Origin of the sequence: Oceaniferula spumae, from assembly GCF_042849255.1 — a bacterium.
Taxonomy (GTDB): domain Bacteria; phylum Verrucomicrobiota; class Verrucomicrobiia; order Verrucomicrobiales; family Akkermansiaceae; genus Oceaniferula; species Oceaniferula spumae.
In genome coordinates this window covers 1,447,403-1,462,111 of sequence record NZ_AP026866.1, presented here as the reverse complement: position 1 = coordinate 1,462,111, position 14,709 = coordinate 1,447,403, and the positions used below count along the sequence as shown (strand labels likewise).

Annotated in this window: 9 protein-coding genes and 1 pseudogene; 1 reads left to right on the top strand and 9 read right to left on the bottom strand. The window is 51.9% G+C overall.

The annotated features are described in order from the left end of the window. Positions 1–4 precede the first annotated feature (4 nt). The 5 genes and pseudogenes from ACSPJT_RS06125 to ACSPJT_RS06105 form a co-directional block, all read right to left on the bottom strand. Positions 5–367, bottom strand: a complete 363-nt coding sequence (locus ACSPJT_RS06125) for a DUF1428 domain-containing protein (protein ID WP_435895482.1) — start codon at positions 365–367, stop codon at positions 5–7. A 20-nt stretch (positions 368–387) separates the two neighbouring features. Further along, positions 388–825: a VOC family protein gene (locus ACSPJT_RS06120; protein ID WP_435895481.1), complete on the bottom strand. Its 438-nt coding sequence runs from the start codon at positions 823–825 to the stop codon at positions 388–390. A gap of 38 nt (positions 826–863) precedes the next feature. Then, positions 864–1,346, bottom strand: a complete 483-nt coding sequence (locus ACSPJT_RS06115) for an SRPBCC family protein (protein ID WP_435896187.1) — start codon at positions 1,344–1,346, stop codon at positions 864–866. Between the two features lie 9 nt (positions 1,347–1,355). Further along, a pseudogene (locus tag ACSPJT_RS06110) lies at positions 1,356–1,778 on the bottom strand (SRPBCC domain-containing protein); the annotation flags it as partial. A 12-nt stretch (positions 1,779–1,790) separates the two neighbouring features. Then, positions 1,791–2,132, bottom strand: coding sequence for a YciI family protein (locus tag ACSPJT_RS06105; protein WP_435895480.1), 342 nt, complete (start codon positions 2,130–2,132; stop codon positions 1,791–1,793). A 184-nt stretch (positions 2,133–2,316) separates the two neighbouring features. Between ACSPJT_RS06105 and ACSPJT_RS06100 the strand changes: the two genes are divergently transcribed. Next, a complete protein-coding gene (locus ACSPJT_RS06100) occupies positions 2,317–3,042 on the top strand; it encodes a peroxiredoxin-like family protein (RefSeq protein WP_435895479.1) in 726 nt (241 codons plus the stop codon). An 86-nt stretch (positions 3,043–3,128) separates the two neighbouring features. Here the strand turns inward: ACSPJT_RS06100 and uvrA are convergent, their stop codons facing one another. The 4 genes from uvrA to ACSPJT_RS06080 form a co-directional block, all read right to left on the bottom strand. Next, complete coding sequence (gene uvrA / locus ACSPJT_RS06095) at positions 3,129–8,558, bottom strand: excinuclease ABC subunit UvrA (RefSeq protein WP_435895478.1); 5,430 nt, start codon at positions 8,556–8,558, stop codon at positions 3,129–3,131. A gap of 86 nt (positions 8,559–8,644) precedes the next feature. Continuing rightward, complete coding sequence (locus ACSPJT_RS06090; protein WP_435895477.1) at positions 8,645–9,850, bottom strand: serine/threonine-protein kinase; 1,206 nt, start codon at positions 9,848–9,850, stop codon at positions 8,645–8,647. A 129-nt stretch (positions 9,851–9,979) separates the two neighbouring features. Continuing rightward, complete coding sequence (locus tag ACSPJT_RS06085; protein ID WP_435895476.1) at positions 9,980–11,722, bottom strand: serine/threonine protein kinase; 1,743 nt, start codon at positions 11,720–11,722, stop codon at positions 9,980–9,982. Positions 11,723–11,967: 245 nt separating this feature from the next. Next, a complete protein-coding gene (locus ACSPJT_RS06080; RefSeq protein WP_435895475.1) occupies positions 11,968–14,637 on the bottom strand; it encodes a protein kinase domain-containing protein in 2,670 nt (889 codons plus the stop codon). Between the last annotated feature and the right edge of the window lie 72 nt (positions 14,638–14,709).

Here is a 14,709-nt window from a genome sequence, read left to right as displayed (position 1 = left end):
GTGCTTATTGGTGGACGATGGTTTTGAAACCGCCGTAGGCCATGCGCTTACAATCGAAAATGCGACCCACTTCCTCACACATCGCTTCGATGCGGGGATCGGCCATGATTTTTTTGTTAGCCGCGTCTCGTGCTTCGCGTGATTCGAAAACGACGTAGGCGAAGACGACTACTTCGTCCGCCTTGGCATCAGCAAGTTTGGGAAAGGGGATCTGGTCCTCGATGTCCATGTCGTCGCCCACGCACTCGCGATACTCCAGTGCACCGTGCTCTTTCCAGATTGCGGCGGCTTGAGTGGCGGTGGCTTTGTAAGCGTCGATTTTTTCTTTGGGAACGGGGATGACGAATCCGTCGATGTATTGGCTCATGGCTTGATAGAGTTGTGGGTTTATTGTTCTTCTTCTGGGGCTACGCTGATCATCCAATCGAGACCGAACTTATCGGTCAGCGATCCGAAGCATGGGGACCAGAAGGTTTTACCTAACGGCATCTCAACCTTACCTCCGTCTGCGAGCAGGTCAAAGAGACGTTTGGCTTCCGCCTCGTCGTCGAGACCGATCGACAGCGAGAATCCGCCAAATTTGGGAGCCTCGGCACCGCAGCCGCCATCGGATGCCATGATGCGGCTTTCACCGATGGAGAAGCTGACGTGCATGATCTTGTTGGCATTTTCCTCTCCGGACATTTCGGGCGGAAGCTCGTCCGGGCACTCGCTGTAGCGCATCATCATCTCGATTTTGGCACCGAGATTGTCGCGATAGAATTCAACGGCTTCCTCGCAGTTGCCGTCGAAGAAGAGGTAGGGTTCGATAACTGGGTTACTCATGGTTTTAGTGTTTGGTTGTTTGTTGTTAGAAAAAGAGATTAGTTTGATTTTTCGACGAGGTCTGCGAGTTGGTCGGCACATTGGTTCCAGCCTTGGTGGAATCCCATTTCCTCGTGAGCCACGCGATCTTCCATGCTCCAGTGTCGGGTACGAGCGGTGTAGCGGGTGCGACCGTTGAATTCTTCGAATGTCAGATCGATAGTGAGAAATGGTTTTTCCGATGGCTCCCATGCAGTCTTGTAGGCATCGGTGGAAACGAGGCGTTTGTTAGGAATTACCTCTAGATAGACTCCGTGCAATGGCATGTCGTTGCCATCCGGTCCACGCATCACCATGTAACTAGAGCCGCCTGGGCGGACGTCGAGCTCGGCGACCGGTAAGGCCATCGGATGCGGCGCGAACCATTGCTTGATTAACACAGGATTCGTCCATGCCTCGTAAACTTTCTCAGCTGGAGCATCGAAGATGCGGATGAGAAACAAGTCGCGTTCATCGGAGCCATCCCCAGGGATGTTGGCCAGCTCTGCTTCCAAGCGATCGATTGTCTCCTCGTTGCACTGGGGCACATATTCCATCGCGTCCTGATATTGCTGCTCGTTCTCAAAAACCATGCGCCATTCAAGTTCTGTGGCGCCATCTTTTTCCAACAATGAAATCGTTGCCAAGAAACGGTGTACCGGTGCGAGGTGTCTGACCACGATCCTCTCCGGCCCGATTTCCTCGAACACACATTCATTTTCAAACACCTCACCGTCTGGAGAGCGCATGTCAAAGCGCCACTCGCCTCCGGGAGAAAAGTCGAATTGGTGAAAAGTGTTCACGTAGCCCTTTGGCCCCCACCATTTTTCCAAGTGAGCCTGCTCCGAAAATGCGCACAAGACCCTCTCCGGATCGGCAGGGATCAGGCGTTTGCTTACGATTTCAAAATCGCTGGTTGATTCGTTATTTTTCATAGATTTTTCAGATTAATGAAATGGTCGTACCTCGACGGATGCCCGGCAGGCGACAGCCGCCTTGCGCCCCCAATCCAAGGCTTCACTCTCGTCGGCGACTTCCAATACCCAAAAACCTCCAACATGTTCCGAAGTCTGTACATAGGCCTCGTCTGTGACGCAAAACTTCCCATCAGGTTGGACCCTAATTGATTTGGCACAATCTATCGGCTTCAGGCCACCGACGAACACCCTCACATCCGCCTCCACCATTTCATCGTTGAGTGCGTCGATCTCTCCACGCATCTCATCATCTTCTGCAGCCGAAGGATCGTAATCATTCGGACGGTGGATGGCTATAAGGTATTGATTCATCGTATTTTTTCCGAGTCTTATCGAGGATTCTAAAAAGGTAACGAATGGGAGCGAGGAGAAAGGACAAGTCTTTGAAAAAAAATAATGGACCGAGGTTATTTACTCCAAGCGTAACGCAGACAAGGCTTCTGGCTAGATCGGTGCTGGTGCTTGACGTTCGAGGAAAAAGAGACACCTTTAAACCATGAAGATTCTATCTCTAACCATCTGTTTAACATCCCTGTTAGCCATCCATAGCGGTGCTCAAACACTCAGCGAGCAGCTCAAGGCTCGTGAAGGGCGTTCGACCATGAAGTCGAAGCCAGAGGTCAAGAAAGCCTTTGCCGAAGGGATTGCAGCGATTAAAGAGGCCAAAATCGTCGAAGGAGCCAAACAAGTGGGCGACCAAGCACCGGATTTCACCCTCAAGAACGCGACCGGAAAAAGTGTCACTCTCAGCGAGGAGCTGAAAAAAGGCCCCGTCGTGCTGACTTGGTATCGTGGCGGCTGGTGCCCATACTGCAACATCGCCATGGCAGCGATGCAGAAGGAACTTCCGGAAATCCAAAAAACCGGCGCCAGCCTGATAGCCCTCACCCCTGAGTTGCCTGACAAGACTCTAACGACTAAGGAGAAAAATGGCCTGAAGTTCGAGGTGCTCACCGATCTCAATCACCAGGCGGCGCGGAAGTATGGGCTCTTGTTCAAACTGACACCCGAGGTGGAAAAGCTGTATGGGAAGTTTTTCGATCTCGAAAAATACAACGGTAAAGAAGCCGGCACCGATACCCTTCCGCTGACCGCCACCTACATCATCGGTCAGGATGGCAAAATCCTATGGGCCTTTCTGCACCACGATTACCACATGAGGGCAGAGCCGAAGGAGATCACTACTTTTCTTAAGGGGCTCAATCAAGCCAAGGGCGAGTAGTAGGCTTGCTTTGAGGCGTTTGTTGGGGAAGGGTGCTTGGGTTGAGTGTTCCTTGGGTTGCCGACAGCTTGCAAAGCTGTCCTACTTTAGAGATGCGCTTTTAAGAAGGGGGCGGTGCGGGAGGTTTTGGACTTGGCGACGTGTTCGGGGGTTCCTTGGCTAACAATTTTTCCTCCTTTTTCGCCAGCTTCAGGGCCGATGTCGATAATGTAGTCGGCTTCTGCCATGATGGCGGTGTGGTGTTCGATGACGATGACCGTATGGCCTTCGTTGACGAGACGGTGTAGCACGTCGATGAGTTTTTCCACATCCTCCTCATGCAGACCGATACTAGGCTCCTCGATCAGGTAGAGATTATTATTTTGCAGGGTGGCTTTGGTTACTGACTTACGACCCTTTGTCAGTTCGCTGACCAGCTTGATACGCTGTGCTTCGCCTCCTGAGAGCGTTGGACTTGGTTGGCCCAGTTGGAGATACCCGAGTCCGGTATCGTTGAGTAGGGCTAGTGTTCTGTGAATCTTGTTGTGAGATGCAAAAAAGTCAGCAGCCTCGCGAATGTTCATGCGTAAGACATCACCAATGTTTTTGCCGTTGTATCGAATTTCAAGAGTCGCCGGATTATACCTCATCTGATTACACTCTTCGCAGGGAACCCAGGTGGTAGGAAGGAAATCCATTTCGAGTTTGATACGCCCGTTACCTTTGCATTCAGGGCATTGGCCCTCCGCATTGTTGAATGAGAAGCGTGATGCAGTAAAACCGCGGGTCCGCGAATCAGGAAGTTGGGCAAAGAGCTGCCGGATGGAATCCAAAAGTTTCACATAGGTGGCAGGGCAAGAGCGAGAGGTCTTTCCGATCGGTGTTTGATCAACCTCGAAGGTATGTTTGATCTTGGTAAAGCCCGTGGCTTTCTCGAATGGTAGGTCCTTAGCTTTTGACTTCTTCCCTGCGGCTACCGCGATGCATCCACGCATCAACGAGGATTTGCCGCATCCTGAAACACCAGTCAGCACGGTCAGTCGGGCTTGGGGGATGCGGACGTCGATATTTTTAAGGTTGTTGGCGCGGCAACCTGTTAGTTTCATCCAGCCTGTTTTGGCAGAAACTTTAGGCAGCGTTCGTCTTGGATAATCTTCTTTGGTGACGGCTGAGGTGAAATGTTTCTTTGTAGGTTTGGCATTGTACGTGAGTTCGCCACCAAGAACACCAGCTCCTGGGCCGAGTTCGATAAGGTGGGATGCACGGGCAATCGTTTCATCATCATGTTCCACTACTAACAGAGAATTGCCTCTGTCTCTTAGCGCAGCCAGTGTATCGAGTAGTTTGACATTGTCTCGCGGATGGAGGCCGATCGTGGGTTCGTCTAACACGTAAAGAACTCCTCGCAAGTTGGAGCCAAGCTGCGCGGCCAGTCGGATGCGTTGGCTCTCTCCACCGGAGAGGGTGTCGGCTGATCGATCCAGCTGAAGATAGCCTAAGCCTACGTGAGTGAGGAAATGCAATCGTTGGATGATTTCGGGCAAGATGTCCCTCGCTAGAATTTTATCTCTACCCGAGAACTTCCATGTCTCTAACAGTGAAGCGGCATCGGTCACTGAGAGACAGTTGATAGCTTGGATGGGCTGGTTTTTGATGAATACATGTCGAGATTCTTCACGGAGACGGCTGCCCAGGCACTCGGGGCAAGTAACACGTGTCTCTGTATCGTCTGTAGACAAGGTCTCGTGGATCTCTGCTTCCAGTGCGGAGTTGTATTGGTTTGTTTTCAGTCGACGGACTGAACCAGAAGCGACCGTGCCATATCCTCGACAGCGTGGGCACCAACCACGGTGTGAGTTGAAGGAAAAATGGTGAGGATCTGGATCCTCAAATGATTTGCCGGTCACGGGAGATACCCGCGCGGTGGAGAATGTTTGTAACTCAGATTTAGCTGGATTGAGAAGCACTGAGCAATGGCCTTTGCCGATCTTTAGAGCTTCTTCTGTAGTATCACAGACCGCAAAGATATCGTGAACTTTGTATCGAGTCAGAGGTTGGAAATCTGCGGTGTTGATGAGCTCCCCATCAACTAACAATTGGTCGATACCTTTGCGTGCAGCCGCAGCCGCGACATCGGTATGGTATCCTTTTCGAGATCGGATCAGAGGGGCTAGAACGAGGAGTTTTTTATGCTTTTTACGAAGTAGATCGATCTGTGATTCGATGGCTTCCGCTGTCTGGGAAATGACAGCCTCACCGGATTCCGGACAGTGCTGGATTCCGAGTTTGGCATACAGCAGTCTTAAGAAATGATAGATTTCTGTGACTGTGCCAGTGGTTGATTTTCCTCCACCTCGAGAAACCCGCTGCTCGATGGCCACTGTTGGGGGTAAGCCCGTTATCCGGTCAATGTCCGGCTTCTCTAACTGCCCAGCGAATTGGCGGGCGTAAGGGGACATCGAGTCGAGGAAACGGCGCTGTCCTTCGGCGAAAACGATATCGAAGGCTAGGGTTGATTTGCCTGAGCCAGAAAGGCCGGTAACGACTACGAGTTCGTCGCGCGGAATTTCCAATGAGATGTTCTTGAGGTTATGCTCCCGGGCACCGGAGATGACGATCGAATTTGATGTGGAAGTCTTCGGTGATGCTGATTTTTTGGAAACCGATACGGGCAAGCTGCCTTTGAGTGCTTCGGCTGTTTCAGTCTTGGCGTTGAGGATTTCTTCGGGAGTTCCAGTGAAAACTATTTTTCCACCGTCAGCTCCAGGTCCAGGCCCCAGATCGATCAGATGGTCCGCTGCACGGATGACATCCAGATTGTGCTCGATCACTAACAAGGTGTGACCGCTGTCAGTGAGACGCTGGAAGACGCCTAATAATTTTTCAATATCAGTGAAATGAAGACCAGTCGTAGGCTCGTCGAGAATCAGTAATTTGTTTTTCGACGTTTTGCTTTCACCTAGGATTTTACAGAGCTTCAGTCGCTGAGATTCACCGCCGGAAAGGGTGTTAAGTGGCTGGCCAAGGCGAAGGTAACCTAGTCCGACGTCGATCATTGGCCGGAGGGCTGTCCGAACTTTTTTCAGCAGTGAGGCTTCTTTGCCTGAGGCGTTTTTCGGATTAAACAGGTCGACCGCCTCAGTGATGGTTAGATCAAGGGTTTCTGCAATATTTCGCCCGTCATATTCATACTCGAGAGTCCTCTGGTGATACCGCTTACCCTCGCATTCAGGGCAAGTAATGTAGAGATCTGAGAGAAACTGCATTTCTACCTTCTCAAAGCCGTTGCCGAGGCAGCGCTGGCACCGCCCGTCACCCGAATTGAAGGAAAAGTAACCCGGCTTGAGTTTTTGATCCTTGGCTTCGGGCGTCATCACGAAGAGCTGGCGAATGGCCTCGAAAGCGCCCGAGTGCACTGCAGGTGTGGAACGAGGTGTACGCGTCAGTGGCGATTGATCGATACGCTCTACTGTACTGAGATGTTCACTCCCTGTTAAATTCTTGATAGGAGCCGCCTCTTCACTGGCTATCAGACCAAGTTTACTGGCGAGATTTAAATAGAGGATGCTATTGGCCAGGGTGGATTTGCCAGAGCCGGATACACCTGTTAGGCAGGTGAAGACGCCGAGGGGAAGTTCAAAGTCCAGGTTCTTGATGTTATGCTGGCTGGCTCCTGTGATCGTAAGGTGTTGCTTTGCCTTCCGTCTTTGCTTGGGAATCTGAATGGACTTCGCTCCTGTTAGGTAGGGTAAGGTGGGAGAAGTTTTGTGCCGTGCGCTTTGTGGCTTGCCCTTGGTGAGTGACCCTTCGAAGGTGATTTCACCACCGTGTTCCCCGGCGGCCGGTCCCATGTCGATGAGATGATCACAGGCGCGCATCACCGTTTCCTCATGCTCCACCACCACCACCGTGTTACCCTTGTCGCGAAGATCGTTCATCACATGCACAAGCTGATTAATGTCTCGCTGGTGCAGGCCTACTGTGGGTTCATCCAGAACGAAAAGTGTATTGGTCAGGGCCGCTCCCAAGCAGGTGGTCAGGTTCACTCGTTCAATCTCACCACCCGAGAGCGTGTTGGCTGCACGGTCTAGCGTGAGGTAAGTGAGTCCAACGTCACATAGATACCCGAGACGAGACTTCACTTCGGTGAGCGCATGCAGGGTGCTGGTGCCAAAGTTGGGGTTTTTCGTGTTGGTTTTGAAGTTTTTAAGGAACCAAGCGCTGAGTTCATTGATCGGCATCGCCCAAAGGTCGGGCAATGTTTTGCCATGAATTTTAAAACACAGAGCTTCTTCTGTTAGGCGCGACCCGTTGCAGTGAGGGCAGTCGGTATATGCACGATAGCGTGAGAGGAAGACGCGGACATGCATCTTGTAAGACTTGGTCTCTAACCAATCGAAGAATCCTTTCACTCCGTACCACTCGTTATTTTCCCAAGCATCTTCAGAGTTCTCTCTTTCCCCGCGCATCAACCAACGGCGCTCGTGTTCTTCGAGTTCGTAGAAAGGGGTATTGATATCGATGCTGTTAGCTTTCGCCGCTCTGAGGAGGTCGCGTTGGCACTCTGCGCCGCGCGATGTTTGGAAAGGAGCAACGCAACCCTGTTTAATGCTCAAGGATGGGTCTGGAATGGCCTTGAGCAGATCAATGCCAATCATACGCCCAAAACCACGGCAGTGTGTGCAGGCACCGAGAGGGGAGTTAAATGAAAACAGCGCAGCAGTTGGCTGGCGCAGGGTGAATCCTGTCTTTGGATTAGTCCAACTCGTGGTGAAAGATTTCTGCTGATCACCGCTGACGATCTGCATGTTGCCCTTGCCGAGTGAGAGCGCTGTTTCGATGGCCTCTAAAAGTCGGGATTTGTTCCGCGATGAGATCTTCAAGCGATCTTGAACGATCAGGCATTCACCTTGGAGAGACGGAAGATCTTCGCTAAGTGGCTCATCGGTGCGGATGATTTCGCCATCATGGTAAATGCGCGTGTAACCCTGCTGGTTGAGAATTTCGAAAGTGTCTGACAGTTTTCCCTTCTTGGGAATATCGACTGGGAAGAGGACTAGAGATTGTTCATCACTTAGATGGTCCATGCACCACGCGACGATGCTGTCTGCTGAGTCAGGTTTAATCTCTTCACCAGTGTTAGGGTCATAGCCTACCGCTAGCCGAGGATAGAGTAACTTGAGATAGTCATTGAGCTCGGTGAGGGTTCCCACCGTTGAGCGAGTTGTGCGGATGGTATTTTTCTGTTCAATCGCAATTGCAGGAGGGATTCCATCGATGCGGTCGACAGCAGGTTTATCCATACGGTCGAGAAATTGGCGGACGTATGGAGAAAATGTCTCCACGTAGCGCCGTTGACCTTCGGCATAGAGGGTGTGGAAGGCTAAAGAGGATTTGCCGGACCCCGATGGACCTGTGATGACGGTGAATTTCCCGATGGGAATATCCAGATCCAGGTTTTTTAAATTATGCTGACGAGCTCCTTTGATACGGATGACTTCGTTCACGCTAGGCTTGCTCTTTTTCTTGGCTGGCACGAGCGCAATATGCGTAGTGATTGAGTAATTGCAAATCTGAGAGTCACAGGAATTTGCGATTCTGCCTGCAAGTCGGCGGAAACTGCCTAAAGATTACTCGCTGTGATGTCTGGGCCCATTGTGGGTTCGCCTCGATTGTTGCGGGCATCACTTGTCGCCTTGACGGGAGACTTGGGTTTGCCCTGCTTTGCCTCGTTACGAGCATTCCTTGTGGGAGCGTTCATGACAGAATCAACAATCAGGCCGGAGACGACCAATCCCATCGTGACGCAGGCTGCGAGAGCGACCTTGGTGGAGGTATTGGTTTTGCGAGAATTGTCGAGTGATGGCAGTGCGATCACATTGGACGGTTCCGAAGGTGCTGCTGCGGGGATCTGAGGTGTTGCCGCTGGTTTTACCACTGCGGTGGAGGTGACAGGAGTTTTATGCACCAGGCCAGGATGAACCGCAGGAGTCAGTAACAGGGGCGAAAGACTGAGCTCTTTGCCAGCGACGATTCGATCTAGATCGGCTGCGAAGGCTTCGCAGTTGTTGTAGCGTTTCGCCGGATTTGGGTGGATAGCTCGCATCACGACGGCATCGTAGCGAGGGTCAACAGCCGCGAGACCCGATGGTGCGACATAGGGCGACTGCGGCATTTGTCCTGTGAGGAGTTCGTGTAGCAGTACGCCGAGTGAGAATATGTCAGCGCGTTGGTCAGCACTATAGGGCGGCTCAAGAACTTCGGGGGCGGTGTAACCAGCCGTGCCGAAGACCGTTTGGCCTTTCATGGTCGACTCGTGAGAATGATGCGCAAGGCCGAAATCCACGACCACGGGGTTGATTTTGGAATCGACCAGAATATTGGCAGGTTTGATATCGCGATGAAGAATACCTGCGTTGTGGGCATGTGACAGAGCCTTGCTGATTTTGGAAACCAGCGCCGCGGACTCTTGCGGAGCAACAGATTTGCCGTGTGCTGCGTCATGCAGCGAGCGACCTTCCACAAATTGCATGACGATGTAGAGTAGCCCATTGGCTTCACCATAATCGTAGATGGAAACTAAATTTGGATGATTTAGTTTAGCCATGACCTGAGCCTCACATTTGAAGATCTGACGGAACTGAAGAGCCGTGGAACAAGCGTGGGTGAGCACCTTGATGGCCACTGGGCGATCCAAGGAAATTTGGCGCGCTTTGTAAACGGCGCCCATGCCTCCCACAGCGAGAAGCTCGAGTCTATCGTACGCCGGCAGGTAGGACTGAATATCCTCCGCAGTCGGTGAACTGTTGACTGGTTGCTTTAAGGTCATGCTGCTTAATAGTTACAGCATTAGAAGTAAGGAAATTTTAACAATAAGGCAAGCGGAATTAGATGTTTTTGGAAAACAGGATTTGACGTGGTGTTTTGTCCTGTTTTCCAGTCCTGCGAGTCACTTTTTTTATTTCTTATCCTTATCGTCAGGCTCTGGCTCTGTGTCGGTTGACAGGCCTCTCAGAATCAAAAGGAATCGAGCCATGTCCTTTTGAGTCAGCTCAAGTTCCTCGTCCAGAGCTGCAGCGTGTGTATCGTTGCCTTCTTTTTTGAGCTGATTGATTTTTACGTCCAGGCCCTTCAAGTAGGTCAAGCGAAGGCGGGTGAAGCCTGTTAGGTTGTCATCGTAGATCTTTGCCTGATCCGCGAGGGCTTCTTTGTAGATTTTCTTGATTTGTTCGGGTGCGTCTTTGTCTATTTCTTCAGGGATGTACCCAAGTTCACGGTATTCTTCAAATGCCTCATCGACTTTGACTTCGATAGGTTTCCTGACGTTGCGATCAAGTTTCCGAACAAGACGGGCGACATCGCGCTCGAAGCGATCGATGTTGCGGAGAAGTTCTTTATCGTAGTTTGAGATAGAACTCCGACCTTTTGTCACCATCACTGAACGGGCATTGGCGAGCCAAGCTTCTCGATCAAAGTCTGGAACCGCAGGAGCATCTGGCACCTTTGGTGCTGGTGGGGCAATTTTGGGCTTGGGGGTGGATGCGACCGGTGGGGCAGGCTTCGGCTTGGAGGCTACGGGTTTTGGCTTGGGCTTGGGTGCTACGGGTTTGGGTTTCGGCGCTTGTTTAGGCGGCGTCGGGGAGACTGGCTTTTTTGCAACCGGGGCCGGAGTCACAACCACGGGTGATGGTGACTCTTTTTTGGCCTTCTTTTTATTCGCGGTCATGACCACCGCAATGGCTCCAATAATCAAAGAGATCACGGCAAGGGCGACAATTTTTCCACCACCACCGTGTGCTTTAGCCGAGGCGAGTGTGGGCTGCGGCGTTGCTCGCATGACACCTGTCGTGGTGCTGCCGGCCATCATGTTTCTGATCAGAGCCTGAGTAGGGGCAGCTCCGGATTTCTTCAGATAGAGTTCCAAATCCGCCGCCATGAGTGATGCTTGCTGGTAGCGCTCACTCGGATCCGGGTGAATGGCTTTTGCGATGATCTCATCCAGAGTTTCATGAGTTTGATTGACCTCTGAAGGGGGAGTGTAGGGAACTCCGGGCAGATGGCTGGTCAGCAAACGGTAGAGCATGACCCCTACGGCAAAAATATCTGATCTGGCATCGACGCTGGGAGGTGTATCGAGTGTCTCCGGAGCACTGTAGGCCTGATTTTCAGGGTTGTCGTCACCGTCCTCCTGTTGCGCCAGACTGGCGAGTCCGAAATCGACGATCTTAGGCTCGGCATCATCGCTGATCAGGATGCTCTTAGGGGAAAGATTTCGATGCACGATGCCTTGTTCATGAGCATGGGCGAGACCGTGGCAGACGTCCGCAATCAAGCGTGCGCTTTCCTTCGGCTCCACGTGATGCCCAGCTGTGGTGGAATGCAGGTTCCGCTCCGGCATATCCTCCATGATGATGTAAAGCATGCCTCCGACATCACCGAAATCAAAGACATCCACCAAATTGGGATGATTGAGCCTGGCCATGGCTTTGGCTTCAGTTTCGAAGGCTTGTCGAAGCGTCGGATTTTGTCCGATTTCGGGCGGCAAAACCTTGATGGTAACGAGGCGGTCGAGGGATTTCTGACGTGCTTTATAAAGTGCGCCACGGCGTCCTACAGACACGAGTTCTAGAATCTCGTATGCGGGGATAAGCCTACCGAGTTCCTCAATGCTGGGGCTGGAAAAATGCGAGTCGGATGACATGGTGTGTGTGTCGGAAAAGATGGAGAGGCTTCAATACCCATCCGCAATATACCCCATATGAGTGCCCACGCGAGCGAACAGTCTGAAGTAAGACCGACAGATTATAACGGATCGACGATAGTGAGGCAAGCCGTTAGATAAGACATCTAAAACATCAAGGTTCTCAAAGAACCTCTGGCGCTATCCAGTTTTTTCAGACACTGGAATATTTCGAGGCCTGAATATGTTCTGGCACCAATAGCGTGTTAACCAGCTTTGAGGATATGGTCGACAAAGCTCTTTGAATTCCCAGCGGTGTCTTCAATTTCCTGTTTGATCAAGCGTGAGGCTGACTTCAGGCCGTTACTTTCCAAGTCCTTAACGGAGCTATGGAGGTTAGCGCGGTATTTTTCCCGCAGATCCTCGATTTCAGAAATGTAGTTCGACTGGATGCGGTTTTGTCGCTCGAGTCTGATATCCAGAATTTCCGCCACTTTTTCCGGCATGTTTTCCCGAGGGAGGTTCTCAGGGATCCGGTTGCCTGGGTAGTTGCTCGTCATGGTGAGGATACCAGGCGTGTATGCCTCGGAGAGACTTTTCGTAAGGCCACGTCTAAATACAGTCAGCTCTTGTTCGTAGCCTCTGATGTTGCTGGAGAAATCCTTTTCGTATTTTTGTTGGATCTTGAGGATCAGGCTCGCGCACTTGCGACGCAGAGATGATAACTGGTCGACTGGGCCTGCGCTCGGTTTCGCCCCTTTTGATCCTGTGTCGACACTCTTGAGTCCTTTGTTGTCACTGCTCCACTCGATCAGGAAATGGGAAAGACTGGTATCGATCGAGTAATCGTCCCACGACTGTGACGGTTGGACAGCGCAACCTGCGATGGTTCCGGAGTCCTCGTTGGGTGCTCCCGTTCCCCATTTGGCAAATTTCCAAGGCTCTCCGGTCGACCATTTCCAGTCTTCGTTAGATGGGCGGAAGCCACCGATCCAACATGCTTGATCCTTCTCTAACGAGGAAGCTACGAAACCAAGAATCCAGATGTTCTCATCTGCATTGGAGGGCACTGCGAGATGGCCCTTTCCCGTTTCGGCCAAGTTGCGGGCAGTTTCCCAGTCCGAATTCATCTGAATCAGGAGGAAGTGGCGATTATCGTAAGATGTGGTTCCTGCCGGATACTGAGGGTTTCCGGATTCTATTGAGTCGGCACAGCGCTTGAGCTGATTGTCCAAGCTGGCGGGCATTTGGCCATCCATACTCCATTCAATAAAGAAGCTGTGAAGAGTGGAAGCAGGCTTGGGTGTTAGGATGCCTGTGTCATCGACAGCGACGTAGGACGACTTGGAGGTCTTGCGGATTTCTTGTTTCCATGGAGTGCCATCTATCCATCGCCATTGGTTGTCACCAGCGCTTCCGGCACCCAACCAGATGGTTTGGTTATATTTTAGTTTGGAGCTGAGCCATTGGAGATCGTTGGCCTCGGGGAGAATGGCGAGATGGCCACCGTGTCTTTCACAAAATGCCCGAGCCTCAGGCCAGGTCATCTCGTCTTCGATATACATGCGAGCACGGCCATCACGGGTAAAAGCTCCTTTGGGCAACTCCGTGCGGTCGCCACGGAGAAGTTGCGGGCGTAATCTGGCGAGCATTTCGCGCGGTGTTTCTACCTTGGGTGGGGTCGGCTGTGGATTTTTGGGAACAGGGCGTTTGACAACGTTGTTCTTGGGATCCTTGAGCTTGGCTGCGGCAGCATCTTTCCTTTTCTGTTCGGCCTCCTTTTTTTGCTCGGCATCAAGGGCTTTCACACGGGCTTGCTCGGCATCACGATTCGCGCGAACTACCTTGAGTCCTTCCCACGCGATGAAAATCGCGGCGAGTAGACCGATGATAATGATGATGTTGCGGATAAATGGAACATTCGAGCCTGCGTTGACTGCGGTGGCGGGGGACTGCGAAGAACTGGCTGGAGGATTTTTGGATGCGGAATCCCCATCTGTATTATTGGTCGTGCCCGTGTTTAATTTGGGGCGACTGGCATCGGATCCAGGCGTGACCAAGCTGCGGGCCTGACGTGGAGGTGCGGTGCTTCCCTGAGCTTTCATCAACAGGGGATTGGCCGGTTTTTTATTTTTACGAATGTCCTCCAGAGCCTCGGCAATATCCTCAGCCTTGCGGTATCTCATTGCAGGGGTGGGGTGGGTGGCTTTGCGAACAATTTGATCGAATCGAGGGTCGCAGCCGATGAGGGTCGCCGCTGGGGTGTAAATACTCTCAGGGAGCTTGCCAGTCAGCAGTTCGTAGAGAATCACGCCTACAGAATATAGATCGGTGCTTTCATCGACCGCAGATGGATTGTGAACGACTTCTGGAGCGGTGTAGCCGGGGGTTCCAAAGGCGCTGTCGCTCTCGTGATCTCCCACCGGACGTGCTAGTCCAAAGTCGCCGATCTTAGGTGAGGCGTTCGGGTCTAGGAGAATATTAGCCGGTTTGATGTCACGGTGAAGAATCCCATGGTTGTGTGCGCTGGATAGACCGCGGCAGATACCTGCAACGATGCGCGCAGACTCATCTGGATCAATGGTTCTTCCGTATGCTGAGTGATAGAGTGATTTCCCCTGAACCATCTCCATGATGATGTAAAGCAGGCCGTCCACTTGACCGAAATCGTAGATACCGATCAAATTCGGGTGGTTGAACTTGGCCATACTTTTGGCCTCGGCCTCGAAAGAACTACGGAAATCGGCATCCTCTCCGAAGTGGCGGGGGAGGATTTTGATGGCAACCTGACGATCCAGCGATTTTTGTCGGGCTAAATACACCGCTCCCATACCGCCTTTGGCAATGAATGAAAGGATCTCGTATGCTGGCAATAAGTCGGCAATTTCCTCTACGGCTGGAGGTGTAAAATCGATGGGTGTAGAGTCCTGACTCATAAAATAGCTGGGGAAGGTGGTTAGGCGTTGCCCGTTAGGTGTATATAGGGTCTGTCACAGCACGTGGTTAAT